A 26,378-nucleotide genomic window follows, 5' to 3' on the forward strand; every position below is an offset into this window, starting at 1 on the left:
TCAGTCCTCCTCTACCAAATGACTGTTGGCATATAAATTCACATGCGTAGGATCCACGATAAGCCGAGCCCCGTCTGTTGGTACTTCTTGGTCTTCTCCAACCATGACTTTGAATTCGTGATCGTCTAAGCGAACACTCGCAACTCTAAAGCGGCCAAGATCTTCCACTTTTTGAATCGACACAGCAGGCCCATCACCCTCGCGCGAAAGCGATAGGAATTCAGGACGAATACCAACTTCCAAAGAAGCGCCCTCTGGAACTTTAGAGAAGCCTTTCTCCATAGAAAAAGCGTGTCCAGCAACCATCGCTTTGTCACCATCGATGTGACAGGGCACGACGTTCATTCCTGGAGAGCCAATAAAATAGCCCACAAAAGTGTGTTTTGGACGCTCAAACAACTCTTCAGGTGTACCCATTTGGACAACCGCACCGTCATACATAACCACGACTTTATCAGCAAAGGTCAGTGCCTCGGTCTGGTCGTGGGTTACATAAACCATAGTGTAGTTAAAACGCTTATGGAGATGTTTAAGTTGAGAACGCAATTGCCACTTAAGATGAGGATCGATCACCGTTAAAGGTTCATCAAACAAAATTGCGGACACATCAGCACGAACCAAACCACGACCAAGAGATATCTTTTGTTTGGCATCAGCGGTAAGGCCGCTTGCTTTATGTTTAAGACTGTCACTTAGCTCAAGCAGTTCAGCAATCTCACGGACACGGCCATCAACTTCACTGGCACCAACACCACGATTGCGGAGCGGGAAAGCTAAGTTGTCATAAACAGACATCGTGTCATAAACGACAGGAAACTGGAAAACCTGCGCGATATTACGATCTTCAGTCGGCTTTTTAGTAACTGCATTACCATCAAACAAAATTTCCCCGTGTGTGGGAATGAGCAAGCCTGATATAATGTTCAATAAAGTTGTTTTACCACAACCAGAAGGGCCAAGCAGGGCATAGGCACCGCCATCTTCCCACACATGATTGAGTTCTTTGAGAGCAAAATCCTGAGGTTCTTGAACCTGAGGCATATAGGAATGCGCGAGACCGTTGAGTTCAATTTTAGCCATTAGCTTTGTTCCCCACTTGATGACCAAGGGCCTGCCAGAAGCTTGCCAGAAGCATCAAAAACGAAGCACTTAGATGGCTCCAGATAAACATCAATGGTGCTATCGATATCAACGTTCCGAACGCCGTGCGTTAAACTTACCCAACGGTGGCTTGCGAAATCAACGTGGACAAAGCTCTCAGATCCTGTGATTTCAGTTACCGCAACACGGGTACTGAAGGGGATCATATCCTCACTATGCTTGTGTAAGTGCAGATGATTTGGGCGGAAACCCAAGGTATAGTCACCATCGGATACCTGAGAGAGGACATTCGTTGCAGGGGCAGAGAATCTTTCACCGTGGCTAACCACGCCTCCCCGAATAGACACCGGAAGTGTATTCATTGGTGGATCAGAAAACACATCAGCCGTAAGAAGGTCGCCAGGATTGCGATAAATATCCAGTGTTGGCCCAAACTGGGTCACCCGACCTTCGTGCAGAGTTACGGTATTTCCACCCAGAAGCAAAGCCTCAGTCGGCTCAGTCGTTGCGTAAACAAACACTGCACCTGATTCTGCAAATACCCGCGGTAACTCTTCGCGTAATTCTTCACGTAATTTGTAATCCAGATTTGCGAGAGGTTCGTCGAGAAGAACAAGATCCGCCCCTTTGACCAATGCACGCGCCAAAGCTGTACGTTGCTGCTGCCCACCGGATAGCTCCAGTGGTGTGCGATCAAGCATCGGTTCAAGCTTCATCATAGCAGCGGCTTCACGGACCTTGCGATCTATTTCATCAGCAGATGCCCGTGCGATGCGTAAAGGAGAAGCAATGTTCTCATATACAGTCAAAGCTGGATAGTTAATAAATTGCTGATAGACCATTGCTACACTGCGATCTTGTACACGGACCCCAGTTACATCTTGGCCATCAAACAAGATACGACCTTTGGTTGGCTTATCCAAGCCAGCCATCAATCGCATCAGACTGGTTTTACCTGCGAGTGTCGGTCCTAAAAGAGTATTAAGAGTACCCCGCTCCAGGCTAAGATTAGCCTCAGCGATATGTACCTCGTCTCCGACCGTCCTCCAGACATTTTCAAGAGTTAACGTCATTCAAACCCCACACGAATTCAACTTTTGTTGATTCTGCTTATTAATTTTTTTATCTAACTGGCTTCTGCCAGTAATTTTATTTCCGACACCATCCATTCGGACAGTGCCTCTTTATCTGCTGCCTTAATTCGCAACCCTAGTTTACTCCGCCTCCAAAGCACGTCGTCTGCTTTCTGCGCCCATTCATGGATCATCAGATAACGGACTTCAATTTCATAAAGGTCGGCTCCGAAATTCCGACCTAAATCTTTGGATGACGTCGAATTACCAAGCAAAAGAGAGAAGCGCGTACCATAGCTGCGAATCAATCTTTCTGCATGATTTTTCTCGATAAACGGGTATTCCTTTAACAACCTCTCGACCTGATCAGCGGCTTTATCACAAGGGAAATCGCCCCCAGGTAAGGTTGCTCCTTTTGTCCAAGTTTCGCCCATCTCAGGGAAATATTTGGATAGTTTCTCCAAGGCGGATTCTGCCAAACGTCTATAGGTAGTAATTTTTCCACCAAAGATATTCAACGCAGGCGCCCCGTCCAATTCGTCGACTTTTAACACGTAATCTCGGGTTGCTTCCTGAGCCTGGCTGGCGCCATCATCATAGAGCGGACGTACGCCTGAATAGGTATGAACCACCTGATTAGAAGAAATCGATGTTTTAAAATAATTATTGGAAAGACGGCAAAGATACTCAATTTCATCCTGTGAAATCGCAACATCAGCCGGATCTCCCTGGAAGTCCTCATCGGTCGTGCCAATTAACGTGAAGTCATCTTCATAAGGAATAGCAAACACAATACGCTTATCATCGTTTTGAAAAATGTAACACCGGTCATGATCAAAGAGTTTCGGCACCACAATATGGCTGCCTTTTACCATCCGAATAGAATGGCGAGACGAGCTTTCCATTTCTTCGTTTAAAAATTTTGAAACCCAAGGCCCTGAAGCATTGATTAAAACTTTACCCCGGATATTTTGCTTTTCGCCGTTATTTCTGTTCTCACAGGTTAAGTTCCAAACACCATCTTCAACCGTGGCATCCGTGCACCGTGTTTGACAGTGAATATCAGCACCCTTGTCACGCGCATCAATCGCATTAAGCGCTACAAGACGTGCATCATCGACCCAACAGTCAGAATACTCAAAACCTTTTAGGAAGCCCTCTTTTAAGGGTGATCCTGCCTCATCTTTGAGAAGGTTAAGCCCCTTACTTGCCGGCAACTTCTTACGGCCACCGAGGTTGTCGTACAAAAACAAGCCAATACGAATCAACCAACCGGGTCGTTGAGATTTGTTATGAGGAAGCACAAAACGCAGCGGCCAGATAATATGAGGAGCCATTCCCCATAGTGTTTCTCGCTCAATCAAGGCTTCGCGTACGAGACGAAACTCGTAATGCTCTAGGTAACGTAATCCACCATGAATTAATTTTGTACTCGCTGAACTTGTAGCTTGCGCCAAATCACTTTGTTCAACAACGCACACAGATAATCCACGTCCAACAGCATCTCTTGCAATGCCGCATCCATTAACGCCACCACCAACGATGACTAGGTCATAAGTTTGACCGCCCACGATACCTCCTCGACGCAATGCTCTTTTATATGCAGGCACTGCAATTTTCGAATCTTTCGAAACTGGTTTCCTTTTAGTTTCGTTTCGAACGCTATTTGAAGATTGAAGGGTTCGCAAGTGAAAACTTTTATGACGATTTTATGACACCCCTGCTTCAATTAAGCGAACACCTTGATCCATACAGATTTTTCGTAAGTTTTCAGACTCCAAGCGGTCTGTAACAAAAGTATTTATTTGATTAAATTCCGCGACTCTTACAGGTGCTGTTCTTTTTAATTTCAGTTGATCTGCACAAAGAATGACGTGATGAGCGTTTTCAATGATCGCTTGAGCGACCTTTGCTTCGCGCAAATCGAAATCAAGCAGTGACCCATCTTCATCTACAGCAGAGGTTCCAATGATAGCGAAATCTACTTTGAACTGCTTGATGAAATCTACTGCCGTCTCCCCCACAACACCACCATCCGAGCGACGAACCATCCCCCCAGCGATGATAACATCAATGGAAGGAGCTGGCCGTAATATATTGGCAACATTAATGTTATTCGTAATAACCAAAAGATCTTTTTTACGTAACAAACACTGCGCAACCTCTTCGGTTGTCGTGCCAATATTGATAAAAAGTGAGCAATTATCCGGTATCAAATCTGCTGCAGCCGAACCAATTCCCCGTTTCTCATCCTGCGCAATCATTCTGCGCGCATCATAACGTAAATTCTCAACTCCAGCCGCGAAAACAGCCCCGCCATGGATTCTTTTCAAAATGGCCCGCGCACAAATCTCGTTGAGATCCTTACGGATTGTTTGAAGAGAAACTTCAAAACGAGAGGCCAATTCCTCAACCAAAACACGACCTTCTTCCCGGGCAAGCCCAACAATTTCCCGTTGCCGAGCGTTAAGTGTATCCACGTCAAGTTCCCCCTGAATCTATCTAAATTTATTTTTATGTTTATATTTAATAAGCAGTTTAATCCGTAAAAACGAAAAACGAAAGACTAAAGGTTTCGCTTTTCGAAAATCGAAAGTAAATTATAGTTGAGCCCTTTAAAATATTTCACCCTAAGCCCATACCACAAACAAAGAATTATTGCTTTCTCACGTAAAGATGATCGATTCAGGCTAGACCAATGAGAAAATCGGACTAATGCTAGTAAGATAGAAACTTACTACTTTTCTTCATTACAAATCGTTATGGATAACTCACATGACCAAAACCATTGATTACTATCACTTTTTACTTTCACCCTGGAGCTACTTAGGGATCAACCGATTTAATGATGTTGTCGAAAAACATGGGGCGGTTGTGAACTACAAACCTATCTCAGTAATGGATACCTTTCAGAATATGGGCGGAACCCCTCCCGCAAAGCGACATCCTTCAAGACAACGGTTTCGTATGGATGAATTGAAACGGTGGTCTAAACACCTCAATATACCGATAAATCTGAAACCTGTCTTTTGGCCTGCAGACCAAGCTCTCGCCGCTCAAATGGTTCTCGCTGTCAATGCCGCAAACGGGAAAGCCGGAAAACTAAGCGACGCCCTGTTAACAGCAGTCTGGGCCGAAGACCGCAATATTGCTGATGAAGAAACTCTCGCTGCAATCGCTCAACAATGCGGGTTTGATCCCAAGACTCTCATTGCTCAGGCCAAGAGCGATGCCATGATCGAAGCCTATAAATCCACCACCGCTGAAGCACATGAACGAGATGTTTTTGGCTCACCTACTTATGTCTATAACGGAGAAAACTACTGGGGTCAGGATCGCATTGATTTCCTTGATCGCGCCCTCATTGAAACGTAAAGCATCTCAAAAATATGCTCAAACTTTTAAGCGTCTTATCAAGATGGTTTCTTTCGTCGGAACATCTCTGAAAAATCAGCAGGGCGGACGGCGCCTAACATGAGAGATAACAAAGCATAAACAATGATCCCCCCTGCAACGAGAACAGAAAGGGCTATGACCTTTTCATAAAGAACTCCGTCAAACCAAGGACGTAACCACCGCATTCCTGACCACAAAACACCTCCCATAACCAAAGAAGAGGCCATTATTTTAGGTAAACGTGAGACAAAACGACCGTCGAGCTTAAGGTGGCCTCTCCGAACTAAAACAACCCAAAGCATCAGCACGTTCAGCCAAGAGGATATTGCTGTTGCCAAGGCAATGCCGATGTATTGCAGAAACTGAAACAGCACCAAACTCAAGCCTATATTCACAACGATAGAAACCAGAGCTAACCGAAAAGGCGTAACCGTATCTTCCCGTGCATAAAAAGCAGGCTGTAAAATTTTCACCAAGACATAAGCAGGTAACCCAAAAGCAAACGCCATCAAGGCATAAGCCGTTGCTTCGCTTGTTTCTCGGGTAAACATGCCGCGCTCAAAAATAGTTACCACGATCGGCCAGGGAATAACGACCAGGGCAATCGTCGCGGGCAGGGTTAGCAGTAACGCCATTTCCATTCCACGGTTCATACTCCGCATCGCGCCGCTGTGATCGTCTGCTTTCAACCTTCGTGCCAACTCAGGAAGAAGCACAACGCCAAAAGCTATGCCAATCATCCCCAACGGCAATTGATAAACTCTTTCCGCATAATAAAGAAAAGAAACCCCGGCTTCATGAAAGGTCGAGATCGCAGTGCCAATAACAACATTGATTTGCATAGCACCAGCAGATAAAACGCCCGGCACCATCCGCCGCATCAGAGTCTTTACGTCATTACTAAAGCGTGGCAACCGTATTTTCATTTTCAAGCCGGCGCGTTTCAAAGAAATATAAACGAGAATTAACTGACCAAAGCCTGCAGCAGTCACTGTCCAAGCCATGGCCATGCCTGGGTCTTCAACTCTGGGTACGATCACAATCAAGGTAAAAATAAAAAAGATATTCAGTAATATTGGTGCCGCCGCTGCCGCGGCAAACCGTCCCAAGCTATTGAGCATGCCTGAAAATAGAGCAACCAAAACCATGAAAAACAGATAGGGAAAAGTAATAAATGTTAGCTGTTCTGCGTATTTTAACTTTGAAATAAATCCCTCTGGCATCACAGATAATGCCTCTAACGTTCCGGGATTGATTTCCAACCACTCGTTGGTTGTAATATTGACTGCATAGTCTTCAAATCCCGGCGCCAAGGCATATGTAATCCAAGGCATTGTTGCCATGGCAACTCCGGTCAAGACTAACATAAAGGTGAACATCACCGCGTGAGTCTGTTCGGCAAAAGTTTGCGCTGCTTCTTGCCCTTCTGCCTCTAATTTCCCGGCATACAAAGGAACAAACGCGGCATTAAAAGCGCCCTCTGCAAATAGGCGCCGGAAAAGGTTCGGCAAACGAAATGCCACAAAAAAAGCATCCGCGATGGGCCCCGCGCCAATAAAGGCAGCGATAAAAATATCTCGAATAAATCCAAGAATTCTGCTTATTCCAGTAAACCCGCTAACGGTTGCCAGATTTTTAACCAACGACATTCAGATACCTCATCCAATAAGCATGTTAGGCCATTGGTTTGTTTTCCGTTATCGAGAGCAAGATTAACCCCCAAACTGCTAAGGGCTGAAAACCCTAGCGACCTTTTTAGTGGAAGCGCGCTGCCTTGGGAAGAGAGTCTTATTCAATTGATATCTTATTCACTTAAACCTCAATCCAGATCGAGAGGAAGACTGGAGGCAAGGTCTCAAGTACGAACCAGCTATTTTAATCCTTGAATCCTTTGTAATTGATATCTATTCAACATCGTTTACATAGTCTATTCCTTAGAAAGAAGTGCAATGCCTTTTGATACTTGGATCATTTTTGCCGTTACGACGTGCATTGCATCAATGACACCAGGCCCTAACATGTTGCTCTCCATGACAGTCGGCATGAACATTGGCAAGCGTGCGGCAGTTGCAAGCTCAATTGGTGGCGTTTCAGCAATGCTTATCCTGCTTTTTGGTTCAGTTGCTGGCCTTAGCGCTGTATTAGCAACTTCGGCTAAGGCCTTCATGTTCATCAAGTGGGGTGGGGTCGCTTACCTTTTGTATCTCGGAATTAAAGCATGGCGCAGCCCAGCTATCGGCCTTAGCGAGCAAGGAGAACATTCCAAAACAAAATACAGTGCACTACAACTTTACCGTCAGGCCTTTCTTGTTGGCATCAGTAATCCAAAAGCGATGATATTCTTTGCTGCCTTTCTTCCACAGTTTATAGACACAACACTTCCTCAAGCTCCACAATTAGCAGTGATGTCCGGGACTTTTGTTTTCATAGAGCTATTTTGGTTGATGAGTTATGCCACAGGAGGCAATCAACTTGTTCCGATTCTAAAACGTTCTGGAAAAGTAAAATTGATTAACCGGATCAGTGGTGGCGCTTTGATCAGTGCCAGTGCCCTACTCGCAAGCAGATAACCCGAAAGTAATCATACGAAACTATCAATAGGCGATTACTCCCCTCTACTTTTGAGCTAAGGGAACACCAAAACCAATATCAATGTAATCTCGCTGCCTAACCCTGTAATATTCTAGCTGCTTATCAATTTTTTGATGCCACTCTAGCTTTTCAACCAAATCATCGACAAAGACAAAAAGTGGCCGTCCGTCATCATCCGCGACCAAAGGATAACCAAGCGCTTCTGATAAGTGAACTTGCCCAGATTGATAGCGGCCTTCAATCACAACGCGCATGCCGCAGGGATAGGACGCTGCTTTAAAAAGTTCATTGTAAGCTTCATCTCTTCGATCCTCAGCCACAAACTCAGTATAGTCATGACCTGTAGGGTCAAAGCCCATACGCTCAACAATACCTGTTCCTACCAGCCGTAAAATTGAACGCCCAGGCGTTCCCAAATCATGTATCAAAATATGAGGTAAAATATTTTTAATCGCTGCTGGGTTGAAGTTCGATTTGTTAGGGACAGCTTGATCAGATGAGTATCTCAACTCCCACCAATACTCATGAAGCCGCCGGCATCGCGGACTTTCAAATTCCAATGAAAAGCCTGTCTTCATCAGGAACTCCCTAGATAAGTCGCCTCACATTCGCTTGAATAATTTAAGTCACACCAAATAGTTTAACTTAAATTATTCAAGCGAATGTTAAGACGGCTTTAAATAGGGTTTAAACCTTTAAAACTTCGAGTAACTTTTTCTGAATCGTTTTTAGCTTTTGCTCACTAGAGACTTTATCTCCCAAAGCCGACTGTACATAAAAAACATCAACCGCGCGAACGCCATAAGTCGCAATACGGGCCGAGTGCACCAATAATCCAAGTTTGGTTAAAGCTTGAGTCAAATGATAAAGTAGTCCTGGCCTATCCTGCCCATTAACTTCAATCACCGTATAGCTGGCACTGGCTTTATTATCGATTAAAACCCGTGGTTTTACCTTTAAAGCCTTATGAACACGGCTTGGTAACCTGGTCGGTAAAGTTTTCAGCAGCTTTGCAGCCTTTAACTCTCCTGTGAGAGATTGCTCGATAGCTGTTGCAATGGTTTCAAGCCGATCAGTATCGTTGATAGCGCCTTTACTATGTGCATCAGCAATATAAAAACTATCCAGCGCCATACCATTGCGTAAAGTATGAATAGTCGCGCCCTCAATGGATGCTCCGGAAACAGCTAAAGCCCCGGCAACACGACTAAAAAGACCTGGGTGATCTGCTGCATAAATAGTTACTTCTGTAATTTGGCGATAATGATCTACGCGTACATCAGCGGTATAAGGTGATTTGCTTTTTTCGGCCTTGAGAATCAAATTGGCATGCCGGTGCTGGGTCTCCGTGTCTGTCGAGATCCAATAGGAAACCGTTCCACGCTCAAGGTGCTCAGCAATGTCTTTAGGAGACCAGTCTGAGAGAACTTTGGTAAGCTCTTCCCAAGCAACCTGTACTCTGCGTTCTTGCCCTTCCGCCGCAAGTCCTCCTGATAATAATTCTTCTGTACGCCAGTAGAGGTCTCTTAACAATGATGCTTTCCATGCATTCCAGACATTCGGACCAACAGAGCGAATGTCTGCAACTGTAAGGACTAAAAGTAACCGCAACCGTTCAGGAGACTGAACTATTTCAGAAAAATCCTGGATTGTTTTAGGGTCATCAATGTCTCGAGAAAAAGCAGTTTCACTCATCGTCAGGTGATATCGTACTAGCCAGGAAACTGTCTCTGTTTCTTCTGGAGTAAGCCCCATACGCGGGCATACACGCAGAGCTATTTTGGCCCCTTCAACCGAATGGTCCCCTTTACGTCCTTTAGCAATATCGTGCAAAAACATCGCGACATACAGAACCTTACGAGAGATGATTTTATGAATAACCTCACTTGCAATCGGCGCTTCTTTTTTAAGTAACCCCTTTTCGACTTGATGCAAAACACCAATGGAAAACAATGTGTGCTCATCAACCGTATAATGATGATACATGTTGAATTGCATCAAAGCTTCGACTTTACCAAAATCAGGAATAAGTCGGGCTAAAACACCAGACTCATTAAGGCGACGCAGCGATTTTTCTGGATCTTTTGGGGAAGTCAATATGCTAAGAAACAAACGGCTGGCAGCTTCACTTTCACGCAATTCCTTTTTGATCAATCGCAGGTTTTGTGTAATTTTTCGAAGAGCTGCCGGATGAATATCTAGATCATGTTTTTGCGCGACATGAAAAATACGCAACATCTCTATTGGTGACTTTTCAATCGAATCAACATCTTTTAAAGTAAGCCGGTCTCCTTCAAGCCTGAATTTTTCAACAGCCCGTTTTCGTTTAAGAAAAGGAAGTGGAAGACGAAAGCCTGATCGGCGATTGTGCTCTGCTTCAAGTGTTGCGCAGAAAATTCGTGTCAGCCCGCCAACAGCTTTTGCCACGATGAAATAGTGTTTCATCATGCGTTCAACGCCTTTGGTGCCAGCATGATCCGTATAGTGCATCCAGTTCGCAAGGTCGGACTGAACGTCAAAGGATAACCGCTCTTCCGGCCGGTTTGTTAGATAGTGTAAAGCACAGCGCAAGGACCAAAGAAACGCCTGAGACTTCTCAAATTGACGAATTTCCTGACGGGTAAAGATTCCCTTTTTCACCAGACTGGATATGTCATCAACCTGATAGATAAACTTTGCAATCCAAAACAGTGTATGAAGATCACGCAGTCCCCCCTTACCCTCTTTAATGTTAGGCTCAAGAATATACCGAGACCCACCAACTTTTTTATGACGTTCACTTCTCTCAGCCAGCTTTTGCTCAATAAAAGCAGCACCGTTTCCAGAACGAACAACACGGTCATACGTCTTGCGTAATTTTGTAAATAAGCTCGGTTCTCCACAGAGATATCTGGCTTCAAGTATCGAAGTATTTATCGTTAAATCCGATTGAGAGCCTCGAATGCATTCTTTTACATTTCGAACAGAATGCCCCACCTTAAAGTGTAGATCCCAAAGGAAATACAGCATGGCTTCTACAACCTGTTCTGTTCTGGGTACTTTCTTATAGGGCATCAAAAAAAGCAGGTCGACATCTGACTGGGGGGCCAATTCACCGCGCCCATAACCGCCAACAGCAACGACAGTAATGCTTTCCCCTTTGGATGGCACTCCAACGGGATACAGCTCTTCATCAACAAAACGAAATACAAATTTCAAAATTTGATCAACGAGAAAACAATTAGCTCTAACCACCATCGTGCCAGAAGCTTTTTCATCAAAGCGTTTGCGAACTTCTGCACGCCCGTTACCCAGAGCATCTCGTAACAAAACAAGAACTTCGTTGCGTTTAGCTTGAACGTTTTTTTGCTCTGCACTGATCAGAGATATTTTCTCTGCGAGATCAACAGCGGGAAAAATTGCGTTTTTGTTTTTTACGTCATGATCGTAAGCGTAGTCGAGAGATTTGATCGGCATGCATTCCTGCTTTTCTGGAGCTCATTTATCTTTCCTTAAATGGCACCTTCCACCTTAACAATGGAGGAATACCATCAGACCGGACATTACCAAGTGATTGGTTTTTGCGCTGATTTGTTAGTTATATCAGTTTCTTATAAATCCGTAATCCAGAATGTATTCTAGCCTATGCTTTTAATTTCGTTTCCTCCTTCTCAATGGCCTTCAGCTCATAAAGTAAATCTAGGGCCTGCCGAGGAGAGATATCATCTAAATTAACTTCCTTCAGACGATGATCAACCATGGTATTCCCACCATCACTATCTTCAACAGTTGAATCTGTCGTCGGCAAATGCGCAAACAGAGGAAGGTCCTCCGCTAGATGTGCCAAGTTACCGGCCTGACCATCCCTTTCCAAGGTTTCAAGAACCTGTTCAGCTCGTGTAATCGCTGAATGTGGCAAGCCGGCCAATTTTGCCACATGGATCCCGTATGATCGATCGGCTGCACCCGAGGTTACTTCGTGGAGGAAAACAACTTCTCCCTGCCACTCTTTCACCCGCATCGAATGACATGACATTGACGACAATTGTGAGGTCAGGCTTGTCAGCTCGTGATAGTGTGTCGCAAAGAGTGCCCGAGATTTATTAGCTTCGTGCAAGTGCTCAACACAGGCCCATGCAATTGACAAACCATCATAAGTCGCCGTACCGCGCCCAATCTCATCAAGAATGACCAGGGATCTTTCTGTTGACTGGTTAAGAATTACTGCGGTTTCAACCATCTCAACCATGAAAGTTGAACGTCCGCGAGCAAGATCATCCGCTGCTCCAACACGACTGAACAAACGATCAACTGAACCAATGTGAGCCTCTTCCGCAGGAACAAAAGATCCCATTTGAGCTAAAACGGCAATCAATGCGTTTTGACGTAAAAAAGTAGATTTACCTGCCATATTAGGGCCTGTAATTAACCACAGGCGCTGCTGATCTTCCAAAGTACAGTTATTGGCAACAAAAGGACCTTCCGAGGTTTTGGCCAGCGCGGCCTCAACTACAGGATGACGTCCGCCAACGATATCAAAAGACAAACTGTCATCTATCTTGGGCCTGTTCCACCGCTCGGATATCGCAAGCTCAGCTAAGGCTGAGGTCACATCCAATTCCGCAAGAGTACGGGCAACAATCGCAATACCTTCAACCTGATTGAGCACTTCTAGAACAAGTTTTTCGTAAAGCCCTAATTCAATTGCCAGCGCCTTACCTGCCGCCCCTGAAATTTTCTGCTCCAGATCAGAAAGCTCTACTGTTGTAAACCGCATGGCCGAGGCCAGAGTTTGACGATGAATAAACTCTGAATCCGCGTCAGTATTTACCTTAGAAGCATTCGTCGGGCTGACTTCGATGAAATACCCCAACACATTATTGTGCTTCACCTTCAAGGTACTCACACCGGTTTTCTGCGCATAATCGGCCTGTAAGCCCGCAATTAGTTTTCGACTGTCATCCCGAAGCTGTTTGTACTCATCTAACTCCGATGCATAACCACTTGCAATAAAACCACCATCTCTGGCTAAGTGGGGTAAATCGTCCTGCAAAGCAGATTGTAAAACTCCACACAGCGTACTGTGATCACCAAGACCTTCGATGCAATTGATAACCCCTACTGGTAATTGATCAGAACTTACAGCGGATAAAAGTGATTTAAGACGCCCAGCCTCACGCAAAGCATCCCGAATACCAGCCAAGTCTCGGGGACCGCCGCGTCCGACAGTCAAGCGTGAAAGGCCACGTTCAATATCTGGACACTGGCGCAAGCTGGCACGAAGGTCCATGCGACGACCATCTTCTTGGACGAACCAAGATACCATATCCAAACGGCTTGTAATAGCTGACGGATCTGTGAGAGGCGCCGCCAGACGGGAACCAAGCATCCGAGCACCAGCGCCTGTGACAGTACGATCAATAGTCGCAAGCAAGCTGCCTTTTCGACCGCCTGTCAAAGACTGGCTAAGCTCCAGGTTTCGCCTTGTGGCTGCATCGATTTCCATGACTGCACCAGTACGAACTCTCTTTGGTGAGAACAGACGGGGCAGTTTTCCCTTTTGAGTCAACTCTACATAATCCAGTAGGGACCCAGCAGCAGCAATCTCGGCACGTGAAAATTCACCAAAGGCATCCAGAGCCTTGATGGAAAATACGTCCTCAAGGCGTCGACGGGCGTTCTCACTATCAAACCGTGACGACGGTAAAGGAGAAACAATAGACCGCCATTCGTTGACAATATCCGACAAACCTTCGCGTAAGAATAGCCGTTCAGGAACCAGAAGCTCTCCTGGATTTAAACGAGCTAGAGCAGCAAGAAGAACTCCTGATAAATTGGTCTCATTCGCCTGCACAGGCTGGGTATAAAAATCACCCGTAGACATATCTAGCCAAGCCAGCCCGTATTCACCGCTCGCATCCGTCAGGGCCACCAAATAGTTATGACTGCGTGCATCCAACAGTTCGTCTTCAGTAATCGTACCCGGGGTTACGAGCCGTACTACACCCCTTTTAACAACTGATTTTGGTCCCCGCTTTTTCGCTTCTGCAGGATTTTCCATCTGCTCACAGATTGCAACTTTGAAACCCTTACGAATAAGGCGCGACAAATATCCATCTGCTGCGTGAAAAGGCACACCGCACATAGGAATATCAGCGCCATTATGGTGCCCGCGCTTGGTTAGAGTGATATCCAATGCTTCGGAAGCATCAATTGCGTCTTGAAAGAACAATTCGTAAAAATCACCCATACGATAAAACAAAAGTGAGTCTGGATGATTTTCTTTTATTTCGAGATACTGCACCATCATCGGCGTTACTTTTTCAGCCGCTTTTTTGGAGTTTTTCCCAGATTTGACTTCCGTGATTTTTACGGGTGTTTCGGGGCGATCAGAAAGTGCTGATTCAGGTTGAGTTTGCACTTCGGTACGTTGGGGCATGCTTGTCGTTTCAATCACGGAAAAGATATACTCTACAAAGAAAAACTGGGCCTTAAGATCAAGATCCCGAAACTAACACAGTCATAATCCTTCGCAAAGTAACCAAGCCAAAAAACACAACAACCCGTGATCTTTTTTCTTAATTTTCGAAGACTTCAGAGGGCTTTCTTGTTCGCTCAGATGGGAAAATCATTGTGGCCTTTGTTCCCTTATTTAATTTACTTTCCAAAATGAACTGCCCTTCATGGAGCTCCATAAAGCTTTTGGAAAGCGGAAGCCCAAGGCCCGTACCTTCGTGTTGACGAGTCAAATGACTATCAACTTGAATAAAGGGCTTTAATACTTCTTCGATTTTTGCGTCTGGTATACCCATGCCGTTATCTTCAACAATGATCTCAATTTGAGACTTTGCATTCACGCCAGCGGAAAGCACCACCTCTCCTCCTTCTGGCGTAAATTTTACAGAATTGCTCAACAGATTTAACAATAATTGTCTCAACCTTGTATTGTCCCCATAAAGATAAGGGCAGTCTGGCGTAATGTTGGACTTTAAGGTTATTCGATTTCTTTCTGCACGACCGTTCATGATCTTAAAGCAAGAGGCCGTGATTTCCTGTAAATCCACAACTTCGTTTTGAAGATTTAACTCTCCGGCTTCAATTTTAGACATATCAAGAATATCGTTAATAATATCAAGAAGTAATGTCCCACTACTATAGATGTCATCTGCATATTCGCGGTATCGAGGTTCGTCAATTTTGCCGAGCATTTCGTACTTTATCATTTCTGAAAACCCGAGTATCGCGTTTAAAGGCGTTCTCAGTTCATGGCTCATATTAGCTAAAAAATAAGTCTTTGCACGGTTGGCAGCTTCAAGTCCTTGAACATAAATAAGTTGCTGTTTTTCGTGCTGCTCCAACTTATCAATCATCCGGTTATATCCTTCGATGAGATCACCTACTTCATCGGTAGATTTGACAGAAATTTTATGTCTTAACTTTTTTTGATCGAATGTCAAAAAACCCTGACTTAGATCCTTCATCGGAATGAGCAGAAACTTCCGCGTAGCAAAGATAATAATTCCTGTAAGGGCCAGTACCAACAATATATTTTCAGGTATCTCATCAAGGAACCCATCCAACAATCTGCTTGTGATGTCCGTGTGGGCAACAATAAGAATAAACTTACCTATACGACGATTTACAAATGAATCCTGATAAACAATATCCAACGTGAAACTTTGGTGATTTAAGGAACCACCATCTTCAAAGCCAGCACTAGAAATCAAATTATCTTTTTCGTCGTAAACCTTTGCAGAATAGACTTCAGAAAATTCCACCAAACTTTCAAGGTGAGAATTGATTGCTTCAAGATCAAAATTCCAAAGATACCCGGAGACAACGCTTGCCTGTGTTGTCGCAAGGTTTTGCCACTGTTCAGTTACCAAAACCTGCCGTTCTTCATAGTCCAAATAATTGTCTATGAAGGATTCGAACATAGAAACAAGAAATACTGCCGGTACAATCAAATACAGCAGCTTTGCATTTATGGTTTTAACCGGTCTAAGCATCTAAATCGTTCACAAAGTTACCATGTTCATTGTATCGAATTTTTTTCCGAACTCTTCTATTCAACTTTCCCCTGATTAAGGAGTATGTCTTAAGTTTAGTCCATTGAAAGCAATAAATTACAGTGCCCCCCTGTATTAAAAATTAAGAAAATGTACTAAAACTTACTAAAAAGCCCTTCTTCAACATACTTTAAAGCATATTTTCTATCATAATTACTTAATCAGCTACTAATTTTCCCACAATGACTGTTCATACTCTAGGATAAGCCAGTTTATCTACCCTCAATAGGTGAATCCAAATAATATAATTAGCTTTGGGGTTATATATTCAGACACTTTAGAACAATTTCCCTTCCCAATAGGGTTATTGCAATGCAGTATACCCACCAAGAACCGTTAAACAGGTTTATTTCACACCAAATACAGACCTAAAGCACCCAGATGACGACACTTATTTTTAAATAGCGGAGAGAAACCCGTGCCGAAGCACAATTCCCGGACTACAGACGCAGAAGCGCTCGAATTTCATTCCTCGGGGCGTCCCGGTAAATTAGAAATCAAAGCAACAAAACCATTAACAACACAAAGAGATCTCTCGCTCGCCTATTCACCAGGGGTAGCAGTACCATGTCTGGAAATAGAGAAAAATCCTGCAGCTGCTTATGATTATACTGCAAAAGGCAACCTTGTCGCCGTCATCTCTAACGGAACAGCCGTTTTAGGGCTTGGTAATCTTGGCGCCCTAGCTTCGAAACCCGTAATGGAAGGTAAAGCTGTCCTTTTCAAACGTTTTGCAGATGTCGATGGCATCGATCTGGAAGTTGATACCGAAAACGTTGATGAATTTGTGAACTGCGTTCGATTTCTTGGAAAAACCTTTGGCGGCATCAACCTTGAAGACATCAAAGCACCAGAATGTTTTATCATAGAACAAAGGTTACAAGAGCTTCTTGATATTCCGGTATTTCACGATGACCAGCACGGTACGGCCATTATTGCTGCAGCGGGTTTGTTAAGCGCACTCGATATCGCAGGCAAAGATATCAAAGACATAAAAATGGTCGTCAATGGCGCCGGTTCGGCAGGTATTGCCTGTACAGAACTCGTCAAAGCTTTGGGTGTTCCTCACGACAACATCCTGCTGTGCGATACCAAAGGTGTCATTTATCAAGGTCGTGTTGAGGGCATGAACCAATGGAAATCAGCTCATGCCGTCAAGAGTGATGATCGTAGTCTTACCGATGCGATGAGAAATGCTGACGTGGTTTTTGGTCTATCAGTCAAGGGGGCTTTTTCTTCTGAAATGATCAAAAGCATGGCGCCAAATCCCATCATCTTTGCCATGGCCAATCCCGATCCTGAAATTACACCAGAAGACGTTGCCAATGTCCGTGATGACGCCATTGTTGCCACGGGTCGTTCTGATTACCCAAACCAAGTCAATAATGTCCTCGGGTTTCCTTATATTTTCCGCGGAGCCTTAGACGTACGCGCTTCGAGCATTAATATGGAAATGAAGGTCGCGGCTGCCAAAGCACTCGCAAAGCTGGCCAAAGAAGATGTTCCAGACGAAGTTGGCAAAGCCTATGCTGGTCGTCAATTAAGATACGGCAGAGATTATATTATTCCAGCACCGTTTGATCCCCGTCTGGTTGCCGTAATCCCTCGTGCTGTGGCCGAAGCCGCAATGGAAAGTGGTGTTGCGGGCAAAAATATAGACGATCTGGATGCATATGAACGAGAGCTTTCAGCTCGACTTGATCCTGCAGCGACCACCTTTATGCGTATTGCGCAAAAAGTACGTAGCCATCCTAAACGTGTCGTCTTTGCAGAGGGTGAAGAAGAATCAGCCATTCGGGCTGCCGTCGCCTTTTACAATGCAGGATACGGAACACCTTTGCTTGTCGGTCGTGAAGACATTATAAAAAGTACGATGAAAAATATCGGTGTTAGCGGTGATTTTATTGAAATCCATAACGCCAGTATTTCTGAACACCGTGAACGTTATACCGATTATATTTACAGTCGTCTACAACGCAAAGGCAAGCTGTATCGCGACTGTCAACGCATGGTAAATCAAAACCGTAACATCTTTGCCTCTTGTCTGGTAACGGACGGCGTTGCCGATGCTATGGTCACAGGCCTGACCAGAAGCTTTGCTGTCTCACTGGATGATGCAATGCGGGCGATCAACTGTAAACCAGGCAAACGTGCCATGGGCATGTCGATGATGATCATAGATGGCAAAGCTATTTTTGTCGCAGATACTTCTGTAAACGAAGTTCCTACCTCAGAACAACTTGCCGATATAGCAATTCAGGCTTCGTCGCACGTTCAAGCAATGGGTTACGAACCTCGTGTCGCTTTCTTGAGTTTCTCCAATTTCGGAAACCCAACACGCGAGACAACAACACGAATCAGACGTGCCGTTTCAGTACTAGACACCATGGCAGTCGACTTCGAATATGAAGGCGAAATGCAAGCAAACCTAGCTTTGGATTTTGATCTACAAAAAAGGCTGTTCCCTTTCTCTCGTTTAACAGGTCCTGCAAATATCTTGATCATGCCAGCTCTACATTCCGCGAACATCACCACAAAGCTTATTCAAAAAGCTGGAGGAAGCACGGCGGTTATTGGACCAATGCTGGTTGGTTTGGAAAAACCAGTTCAAATTGTTCCTATGGGAGCCACAGTCACGGACCTCGTAACCATGGCTGCTCTGGGTGCCTATGAATCAATAACCAATGAGCAAGATTAAGCCATCCCTTTAAGCTGGAACCGCCTAAGTCAAACGTTACAAGTTTATGAAATCAGTTACTGCTTCTGGCATTAGACAGCCAGAAGCAGTAGCGTTTTAGTAAATAACTTTACGTAAGGTACTGAAACATAAGTAAAATTAAACATTATCTATATTCGTCTTCAAACTGTCATGAAGGCAGGCTAAGTATAGCGTAATAGGCTGCACTAAAAATAGCCGCTCCTTGCAAACATACTCGGGTCATTATGCCAGTTCGACAGGATAAATATAATCGACTGTTTACGTCGTCTCTCATTCTTGCTTCGCCAAGCGTAGCTGTACTATTTGCTTTGGTTATCCTTCATTTAGTGCCATGGCAGGCCGCCGTCATTGCAGGAATAGTAATTCTTTTTGGCACAGGTTACATCCTCACCAGCCACTACAATCATGTCGAACGACTGAAAGAATACATCACAGCGCTTCGACAGCTTAAAGGAAAAGAATCTCTCCCTGAAACGCCTTCGGCAGTCGGTAGTTTTCTCTATCCCGAATTAAACATCACACTCGCGCGCATGGCGCAAGAACGTCAACAATATCGACGTCAGCTAGAGGCTGTCACCGAAGGAAATGAGGCCATTTTAAAGTCTCTTCCTGATCCTCTGATTATGTTGGGCAGCAAGCGAAAGATCATTCGAGGAAACCCCGCAGCTGAAGCTATATTTGAAGATACGCTTGCAGATAAAGAGCTATCAACCGTTCTGCGTAACCCTTCTATTTTGAGCACTATCGATGAAATTGAGCACAGTACAAAAGACGTGTCCCGCTTTGTTGATTTCAAAATCCACGGTAGGGTTGAGCGCTACCTACAAGCCCGTATTGCCAGAATGAACGAACAAACTTGGGATGGCACCAAGATCATTGTCAGTTTACATGATCTAACTTCAGCAAAACGTGTCGAACAAATGCGTGGAGACTTTGTTGCCAACGTTAGTCACGAACTCAAAACACCTCTCGCCAGCTTAATGGGCTTCATAGAGACTCTCAAAGGACCCGCAAAAGACGATCCCGATGCCCAACAAAGATTTTTAAAGATCATGCAGGATCAAGCTGAAAGAATGTCCAGACTGGTATCAGACCTCTTGAGCCTGTCGAAGATTGAGCTTTTGGAGCACACACCACCGACAAGCGTTACAGACCTGAGCGAGGCCATAACCAACATCATAGAGGGTCTGCATACCCAAATCGAAAGTAAAGATATTACAATCCGTCGGGACATGGATGACGTCATACCTGTTCTTGGCGACAGCGAAGCCCTTACTCAGGTATTTCAAAACCTGCTCGAAAACGCCATCAAATATGGCCACAATGGAACAACGGTGACAATTCGGTGCAAATCCTATGGCCCAGGAAGCCAGGGCATGCGCCGGTTGGGGCGCCCCTCTTTTGCGATTTCCGTAATAGATCAAGGTGATGGGATTGCTCGGGAGCACTTGCCGCGATTGACAGAACGCTTTTATCGTGTCGATCCAGCACGATCTCGTAAACTCGGTGGAACAGGTTTAGGTCTCGCAATTGTAAAGCATATCGTCAATAGGCATCGCGGCGTACTAACCATTGATAGTGAGGTCGGTAGAGGCTCAACCTTTACTGTCTATTTACCTCAAGCTGTAATTACTGAAAATAAGCCAACACAGCTTGGATCTCGAAAGTTGGATTTTTAGTGAATCGAGCCAAACAAAATACTATTTAACAAAACCTTCAAATTTCATGTTTTGATATTCCTCAAACACAAAACAATGTAAATTAAAAATAAACTATTATTTATCAATACATTATCTGCTATTTTCTTTTCTCGAATCAAAAAATATTCCTTTTTTCGTGTAATTAAACTGTCACAGTAGAGTCACAGAAGTATCGTCGTTGGTAGATATGTTTTGCCTCGTCGAATGATCGACAGCGCATGAAACTCCGGCAACTTGAAAACAAGGTTGCTTTAAGGAGACCTGGAAAATCGGGATGTGCGTATTGAGATTTTAATAACGCTATATAGCGGAGATACGAACGTGATCAAAAAAGTTCTCACTGCGACAGCACTTGCTGGAATGATGATGGCAGTAGCTGGCGCCGCTCAGGCACGCGACCAGATCCGCATCGTCGGTTCTTCAACAGTTTTCCCATTCTCTACTACAGTGGCCGAAACCTTCGGTAAAACTACAGGCTTCAAAACGCCTGTTGTTGAAAGCACTGGATCCGGTGGTGGTATGAAGCTTTTCTGCGCGGGTGTTGGTGTTGAACACCCCGATATTACAAACGCTTCTCGCCGAATTAAGGCTTCTGAATACGAAAAGTGCACAAAAAATGGCGTTTCCATTACAGAAGTTAAAATCGGTTTCGATGGTATCGTTCTCGCGAACTCTAAACAGAGCGAACGCCTGACCCTCACGAAGAAACAAATCTTCCTCGCTCTTGCTAAACAAGTCCCTGTTGATGGCAAAATGGTTGATAATCCATATCAAAACTGGAGCGATATCGACAAAAGCCTGCCAAACAGCAAAATCGAAGTACTTGGTCCTCCACCGACATCTGGTACTCGCGACGCTTTCGTTGAGCTAGCCATGGAAGGTGGTGCTAAGACATTTGAAAGCCTCAAAGCGCTTCGCAAAAGCGACAAAAAAGCTTTCAAAACGATCGCCCACACTATTCGTGAAGACGGTGCTTATGTTGAAGCTGGTGAAAACGATAACCTGATCATTCAAAAACTCGAAGCTAACCCAAAAGCTGTTGGGATCTTTGGTTTCAGTTTCCTTGATCAGAACGCGGACAAAATCCAGGGTTCAATCGTCGAAGGCGCTGAGCCAACTTTCGAAAACATCGCTGCTGGAGACTACGGCGTATCCCGCTCGCTCTACTTCTATGTTAAGAAAGAACACGTTGGTTCCGTACCTGGTATCGAAGAGTTCGTTAAAGCCTTCACAAGCGAAGATGCTTGGGGTGATGAGGGTTACTTGGCTGACAAAGGCCTAATCCCACTACCTACTGCTGATCGTGAGCAGGTTAAAAACTCTGCACGTGGCCTTACATCATTAAGCATGTAAGTTGCGGATCTTTCCGGAATACTGGTGGCTTGATTGCAAGTCGCCAGTTTCTGGTGCAATAAAGTAAAGTTATTAAACTAGGTTCCCTCGCGGGTAATGTAATTAAATGGAACAGTTGGCTCTTTTCTTCGCTTTGCTTTTCCTCACAGTACTGGGATTTATCCTGGGAAAAGGGCGAGCAGTCGCGTTATCTGGACAATCAGATCAACCTCTCCACTCCAGACTGCCATACTATGGGCTCTACACAGCTATCTGGTGCGGGCTACCAAGCCTTCTAATAATGGCTGGCTGGATGATTTTCGAGCCCCAGATCGCTGAAATTTTAGTTAAATCTCAGCTTAAAGAAGCCAATGCCTCTCTCTCGGCTGACCAACTTACGCTCTTTATCAATGATGTTATCAACTTTGCATCGGGAGGCATTCTCACCCGAGATCCAGATGCGAGTATTCTAAAAGCCGCGGAGAGTTACCAACTCTTCAAACAAATCAGTTACTTTGCTATGGCTGTTGTCGCAATATCAGTTTCATTGGCAACTCTCTTTGGCAGCCTCAAAAAAATCAATCCTAACCTTCGCGCCCGAAATCAGGTCGAAAAGGTTATCTCGGTTGTCATGATGATTTCTTCTCTGATAGCCATTTTGACCACACTTGGGATTGTGCTTTCCCTTATTTTTGAGACCCTTCGTTTTTTCGAAAAAATTCCATTCTTTGATTTCATACTTGGAACCCACTGGAGCCCTCAAACAGCTTTGAGAAGTGATCAGGTTGGCGGTTCCGGATCCTTTGGGGCCATCCCGCTCTTTGCAGGAACCATGCTCATAACCTTTATCTGTATGGTTGTCGCAATTCCTGTTGGTCTTATGTCTGCAATCTATATGTCGGAATATGCAGGTAAAAAATTTAGAGCTTTTGCCAAGCCAGTCCTCGAAATACTCGCAGGCATTCCAACCGTCGTATACGGTTTTTTTGCTGCACTAACAGTTGCTCCCTTTTTTAGAAATACAGGCACTCTTATTGGGCTTGATGTTTCTTCTGAATCTGCTCTGGCAGCAGGTGCAGTAATGGGCATCATGATCATCCCCTTTATATCATCCTTATCAGATGACGTTATGAACTCTGTTCCGCAATCCTTGCGTGATGCTTCCTATGCCATGGGCGCAACCAAATCAGAAACGATCACCAAGGTCATTATACCAGCAGCACTCCCCGGAATTGTCGGCGCAATTTTATTGGCAATGAGCCGCGCCATTGGCGAGACAATGATTGTGGTAATGGCTGCAGGTCTCGCCGCAAATTTAACCGCCAATCCTCTAGAGGCCGTAACAACCGTAACAGTTCAAATTGTAACCCTTCTCGTCGGCGATCAAGAGTTCGACAGCGCCAAAACCCTCGCGGCCTTTGCCCTTGGCTTACTGCTCTTTGTCGTCACACTTGTCATGAACGTAGTAGCCCTTAAAGTGGTTCGTAAATATCGTGAAAAATATGACTGATAACACGCCACACCCCGAAGATTTGTCCACAGGGGCCAGCCCCTTGAAGATTAATCCTCTACTTTTGAAAAAACGGAATGCACGTGAGACTCGTTTTCGTCTCTACGGTCTCACAGCAGTTCTCACCGCTGTATTGGTGCTCTGCCTTCTACTGACGTCAATTATCTCCAAAGGTTATACCGCCTTTGAGCAAACCTACATCCTTATTGACGTGCGCCTAAACACTCAGACGATTGATCCGAAAGGGACAAACAGGTTAGAAGATCTTGCTGCCGCCAGTTACAAGGGTCTCTTACGTGATGCCCTTCGTGAACAGTTCCCCGGTATTGATGGCAGACGTGAAAAACGTCAGCTTTATGGTATTTTGGGAACCGCAGCTGATTATGATGTCCGCGATGCCGTCCTCGATAATCCTAAACTCGTGGGTACGACGGCAACCATTGCTGTGAAAGCCTCCGACGATGTCGATAGCTATTTTAAAGGCTATATTTCCCGCGATGTCCCCGAAGACAATCGAAAGATAAAGGATGTTGAACTTTCCTGGCTCGACACGTTCGAGACTGATGATCGTATTATCAAAAAATTTAACATGGATTTCTTTACCAACGGAGACTCTAGAGAACCAGAAGAAGCCGGTATTCTCGGCGCCGTTATAGGATCTCTCTATACTCTGGCCATCACTCTCGCGCTCTGTTTTCCAATCGGAGTATTAACCGCGATTTACCTTGAAGAATTTGCCCCGACAAACAGATGGACTGATATTATTGAAGTAAACATCAACAACCTTGCGGCTGTACCTTCAATAGTGTTTGGCCTTTTGGGCTTGGCAATTTTCTTGAACTTTTTTGGCTTACCCCGTTCTGCCCCTCTCGTCGGCGGAATGGTATTAGCTCTTATGACCTTACCAACAATTATAATTGCCTCACGTGCAGCTCTCAAAGCAGTACCTCCATCAATACGAGAGGCAGCTCTGGGCATTGGTGCGTCGCGAATGCAAACGGTCTTCCATCATGTGCTTCCACTCGCAATGCCGGGTATTCTGACAGGAACTATTCTTGGCATGGCACAAGCCCTCGGAGAGACAGCACCGCTTCTTATGATTGGAATGGTGGCTTTTATCGCAGATATTCCGGGTAGTATGGGGGATGCTGCCACTGTCCTCCCCGTACAGATATTTCTCTGGGCCGATAGCCCTGAACGTGGATTTGTAGAAAAAACTTCAGCAGCCATAATGGTCCTGCTGGCCTTCCTTGTCGTTATGAACGCAATCGCAGTTATATTGCGTAAACGTTTTGAACGCCGCTGGTAAGCTTTAAGGAAAATAGGAATGTCCTACGCTATGGATATGCAAAACTTTAACACCATCAATGAACCCCTTACATCTGAGCCTAAAATAACAGCTCGTGATGTCAGCGTATTCTATGGTGCAAGCCAAGCCTTAAAGTCCATTAATTTGGATATAGGGGCCAACGAGGTAACTTCTTTGATCGGCCCGTCGGGCTGTGGAAAGTCAACTTTTCTACGGAGTTTAAATCGCATGAACGATGTGATTGAAAATTGCGTGGTCGAAGGTCGGATTAATCTGGACGGCGTTGATATTTACAATTCCGGTCTGGACCCTGTGCTGCTTCGTGCGAGGGTCGGCATGGTTTTCCAAAAACCTAATCCCTTTCCGAAATCAATTTATGATAATATCGCCTACGGCCCTAAATTACATGGGACTGTGAATAACAAAGAGGAACTCGAAGAGTGTGTCGAAGAAAGTTTGCGTCGCGCAGGTCTCTGGGATGAAGTAAAAGATCGCCTCGACAAACCCGGTACCGGTCTCTCAGGCGGACAGCAACAACGCCTTTGTATTGCCCGTGCCATTGCGATCAACCCTGAAGTCATCCTTATGGATGAACCTTGTTCTGCTCTAGACCCCATTGCCACAGCAAAGATCGAAGAATTGATCGATGAGTTGCGCAAGAGATTTACGATTGTAATCGTAACCCACTCCATGCAACAGGCCGCAAGGGTCTCACAAAGAACTGCTTTTTTTCATATGGGCGAAGTGGTTGAAGTCGGTGAAACAGACAGACTCTTCACCAGCCCCCAAGACGACCGTACACAAGGTTACATTACTGGACGTTTTGGTTAAGGATTATAGATATGCCAGATACAAAAGACCATATCGTCAGTTCTTTCGATAAAGAATTACGCACCATCCATGAAATCATTATTCGTATGGGGGGCATGGCGGAAAACCAGCTCGCTGAAGCTGTTGACGCTCTCGTTCAACGCGACAGTGCCAAGGCAGAGTTAGTAAGAGCAGAAGATGCAAAAATCGATGCCTTAGAAGAAGAGTTAGAATCAGCAGTTGTGCAATTAATCGCCCTTCGCCAACCCGTAGCAAACGATTTACGTGCGGTTATTTCCGCCCTCAAGATCTCTTCTGATCTCGAGCGGATTGGCGATTATGCCAAAAACATCGCCAAGCGCAGCATCGCCATCAATCAGATGCCCCCGCAAAAATCGGTTACAAGCATTATGCGTATGTCTCGGCTTGTTCAAGAAATCGTCAAAGATACTCTTGATGCATTTTCTAACAGCGACAAAGACAGAGCAATTGACGTCTGGCACCGAGACGAAGAAGTTGATGAAATGTACACTTCTTTGTTCCGTGAGCTTCTCACTTACATGATGGAAGATCCACGCAACATTAGTGCCTGTACCCATATGTTATTTATCGCAAAAAACATCGAACGCATGGGAGATCATGCCACCAATATTGCCGAAACTATTTACTATCTATCCACAGGTGCGCGCCTAGAAGGCAAGCGACCAAAGGGAGACCGTACTTCCTTTCAGGTGCTCAGTCCAAATAGTGATGCGCCCGATAATAATGACAGCGAAATAGAAATTTAA

At 44.9% G+C, this 26,378-nt stretch carries 18 protein-coding genes; 9 read left to right on the top strand and 9 right to left on the bottom strand.

Features of this window, described 5'->3' with window-relative positions:
- The 4 genes from ACFSKO_RS04190 to ACFSKO_RS04205 all read right to left on the bottom strand — a co-directional run bounded on the left by ACFSKO_RS04190 (position 1) and on the right by ACFSKO_RS04205 (position 4,654).
- Positions 1–1,080: an ABC transporter ATP-binding protein gene (locus ACFSKO_RS04190; protein ID WP_380248726.1), complete on the bottom strand. Its 1,080-nt coding sequence runs from the start codon at positions 1,078–1,080 to the stop codon at positions 1–3.
- Positions 1,080–2,174: an ABC transporter ATP-binding protein gene (locus ACFSKO_RS04195; protein ID WP_380248728.1), complete on the bottom strand. Its 1,095-nt coding sequence runs from the start codon at positions 2,172–2,174 to the stop codon at positions 1,080–1,082. Before ACFSKO_RS04195 ends, ACFSKO_RS04190 begins: the two co-directional genes overlap by 1 nt.
- A gap of 53 nt (positions 2,175–2,227) precedes the next feature.
- Positions 2,228–3,745 (bottom strand): glycerol-3-phosphate dehydrogenase, encoded by a 1,518-nt coding sequence (glpD, locus tag ACFSKO_RS04200; protein ID WP_380248730.1) that lies wholly within the window; start codon positions 3,743–3,745, stop codon positions 2,228–2,230.
- A gap of 138 nt (positions 3,746–3,883) precedes the next feature.
- Entirely contained in the window at positions 3,884–4,654 is a 771-nt protein-coding gene (locus ACFSKO_RS04205) for a DeoR/GlpR family DNA-binding transcription regulator (protein WP_380248732.1), read from the bottom strand.
- Between the two features lie 295 nt (positions 4,655–4,949).
- On the opposite strand from ACFSKO_RS04205, the gene ACFSKO_RS04210 reads away from it, so the two are divergent.
- A complete protein-coding gene (locus tag ACFSKO_RS04210) occupies positions 4,950–5,549 on the top strand; it encodes a 2-hydroxychromene-2-carboxylate isomerase (RefSeq protein ID WP_380248734.1) in 600 nt (199 codons plus the stop codon).
- Positions 5,550–5,587: 38 nt separating this feature from the next.
- On the opposite strand, the gene murJ is transcribed toward ACFSKO_RS04210, so the two are convergent.
- Positions 5,588–7,219 carry a murein biosynthesis integral membrane protein MurJ gene (murJ, locus tag ACFSKO_RS04215; protein ID WP_380248736.1) on the bottom strand — a complete coding sequence of 544 codons (1,632 nt, stop codon included), beginning with the start codon at positions 7,217–7,219 and terminating at the stop codon, positions 5,588–5,590.
- A gap of 300 nt (positions 7,220–7,519) precedes the next feature.
- On the opposite strand from murJ, the gene ACFSKO_RS04220 reads away from it, so the two are divergent.
- Entirely contained in the window at positions 7,520–8,140 is a 621-nt protein-coding gene (locus tag ACFSKO_RS04220; protein WP_380248738.1) for a LysE family translocator, read from the top strand.
- A 45-nt stretch (positions 8,141–8,185) separates the two neighbouring features.
- Here ACFSKO_RS04220 and ACFSKO_RS04225 read toward each other — a convergent pair whose 3' ends face one another.
- From ACFSKO_RS04225 to ACFSKO_RS04240, 4 genes are all read right to left on the bottom strand, one after another.
- On the bottom strand, positions 8,186–8,740 hold the full coding sequence (locus ACFSKO_RS04225; protein WP_380248740.1) for a PAS domain-containing protein: 555 nt from the start codon (positions 8,738–8,740) through the stop codon (positions 8,186–8,188).
- Positions 8,741–8,849: 109 nt separating this feature from the next.
- The gene (locus tag ACFSKO_RS04230; protein WP_380248742.1) at positions 8,850–11,618 is read right to left on the bottom strand and encodes a [protein-PII] uridylyltransferase; all 2,769 of its coding nucleotides are present in this window, start codon (positions 11,616–11,618) and stop codon (positions 8,850–8,852) included.
- A gap of 166 nt (positions 11,619–11,784) precedes the next feature.
- Positions 11,785–14,451: a DNA mismatch repair protein MutS gene (gene mutS / locus ACFSKO_RS04235; protein WP_380249432.1), complete on the bottom strand. Its 2,667-nt coding sequence runs from the start codon at positions 14,449–14,451 to the stop codon at positions 11,785–11,787.
- A gap of 268 nt (positions 14,452–14,719) precedes the next feature.
- On the bottom strand, positions 14,720–16,150 hold the full coding sequence (locus ACFSKO_RS04240; protein WP_380248744.1) for a sensor histidine kinase: 1,431 nt from the start codon (positions 16,148–16,150) through the stop codon (positions 14,720–14,722).
- 478 nt (positions 16,151–16,628) lie between these two features.
- Between ACFSKO_RS04240 and ACFSKO_RS04245 the strand changes: the two genes are divergently transcribed.
- The 7 genes from ACFSKO_RS04245 (at position 16,629) to phoU (ending at position 26,378) form a co-directional block, all read left to right on the top strand.
- On the top strand, positions 16,629–18,908 hold the full coding sequence (locus ACFSKO_RS04245; protein WP_380248746.1) for an NADP-dependent malic enzyme: 2,280 nt from the start codon (positions 16,629–16,631) through the stop codon (positions 18,906–18,908).
- A gap of 245 nt (positions 18,909–19,153) precedes the next feature.
- Positions 19,154–20,608 (top strand): ATP-binding protein, encoded by a 1,455-nt coding sequence (locus ACFSKO_RS21055; protein ID WP_417457141.1) that lies wholly within the window; start codon positions 19,154–19,156, stop codon positions 20,606–20,608.
- Between the two features lie 342 nt (positions 20,609–20,950).
- Complete coding sequence (locus ACFSKO_RS04255; protein ID WP_380248748.1) at positions 20,951–21,982, top strand: PstS family phosphate ABC transporter substrate-binding protein; 1,032 nt, start codon at positions 20,951–20,953, stop codon at positions 21,980–21,982.
- A 106-nt stretch (positions 21,983–22,088) separates the two neighbouring features.
- Positions 22,089–23,471 carry a phosphate ABC transporter permease subunit PstC gene (pstC, locus tag ACFSKO_RS04260; protein WP_380248750.1) on the top strand — a complete coding sequence of 461 codons (1,383 nt, stop codon included), beginning with the start codon at positions 22,089–22,091 and terminating at the stop codon, positions 23,469–23,471.
- Positions 23,464–24,780, top strand: a complete 1,317-nt coding sequence (gene pstA / locus ACFSKO_RS04265) for a phosphate ABC transporter permease PstA (RefSeq protein WP_380248752.1) — start codon at positions 23,464–23,466, stop codon at positions 24,778–24,780. Before pstC ends, pstA begins: the two co-directional genes overlap by 8 nt.
- A 30-nt stretch (positions 24,781–24,810) precedes the next feature.
- Entirely contained in the window at positions 24,811–25,611 is an 801-nt protein-coding gene (pstB, locus tag ACFSKO_RS04270) for a phosphate ABC transporter ATP-binding protein PstB (protein WP_417457269.1), read from the top strand.
- Positions 25,612–25,622: 11 nt separating this feature from the next.
- Positions 25,623–26,378 carry a phosphate signaling complex protein PhoU gene (phoU, locus tag ACFSKO_RS04275; RefSeq protein ID WP_380248754.1) on the top strand — a complete coding sequence of 252 codons (756 nt, stop codon included), beginning with the start codon at positions 25,623–25,625 and terminating at the stop codon, positions 26,376–26,378.

Source organism: Kiloniella antarctica (assembly GCF_042682825.1).
Lineage (GTDB): Bacteria > Pseudomonadota > Alphaproteobacteria > Kiloniellales > Kiloniellaceae > Kiloniella > Kiloniella antarctica.

Bases quoted from the DNA above. Each gene is read 5' to 3' on its own strand.
- ACFSKO_RS04190 (WP_380248726.1), bottom strand. From the start codon at position 1,080: ATGGCTAAAATTGAACTCAACGGTCTCGCGCATTCCTATATGCCTCAG.
- ACFSKO_RS04195 (WP_380248728.1), bottom strand. From the start codon at position 2,174: ATGACGTTAACTCTTGAAAATGTCTGGAGGACGGTCGGAGACGAGGTA.
- ACFSKO_RS04210 (WP_380248734.1), top strand. From the start codon at position 4,950: ATGACCAAAACCATTGATTACTATCACTTTTTACTTTCACCCTGGAGC.
- murJ (WP_380248736.1), bottom strand. From the start codon at position 7,219: ATGTCGTTGGTTAAAAATCTGGCAACCGTTAGCGGGTTTACTGGAATA.
- ACFSKO_RS04220 (WP_380248738.1), top strand. From the start codon at position 7,520: ATGCCTTTTGATACTTGGATCATTTTTGCCGTTACGACGTGCATTGCA.
- ACFSKO_RS04225 (WP_380248740.1), bottom strand. From the start codon at position 8,740: ATGAAGACAGGCTTTTCATTGGAATTTGAAAGTCCGCGATGCCGGCGG.
- ACFSKO_RS04230 (WP_380248742.1), bottom strand. From the start codon at position 11,618: ATGCCGATCAAATCTCTCGACTACGCTTACGATCATGACGTAAAAAAC.
- mutS (WP_380249432.1), bottom strand. From the start codon at position 14,451: ATGATGGTGCAGTATCTCGAAATAAAAGAAAATCATCCAGACTCACTT.
- ACFSKO_RS04240 (WP_380248744.1), bottom strand. From the start codon at position 16,150: ATGCTTAGACCGGTTAAAACCATAAATGCAAAGCTGCTGTATTTGATT.
- ACFSKO_RS21055 (WP_417457141.1), top strand. From the start codon at position 19,154: ATGCCAGTTCGACAGGATAAATATAATCGACTGTTTACGTCGTCTCTC.
- pstC (WP_380248750.1), top strand. From the start codon at position 22,089: ATGGAACAGTTGGCTCTTTTCTTCGCTTTGCTTTTCCTCACAGTACTG.
- pstA (WP_380248752.1), top strand. From the start codon at position 23,464: ATGACTGATAACACGCCACACCCCGAAGATTTGTCCACAGGGGCCAGC.
- pstB (WP_417457269.1), top strand. From the start codon at position 24,811: ATGGATATGCAAAACTTTAACACCATCAATGAACCCCTTACATCTGAG.
- phoU (WP_380248754.1), top strand. From the start codon at position 25,623: ATGCCAGATACAAAAGACCATATCGTCAGTTCTTTCGATAAAGAATTA.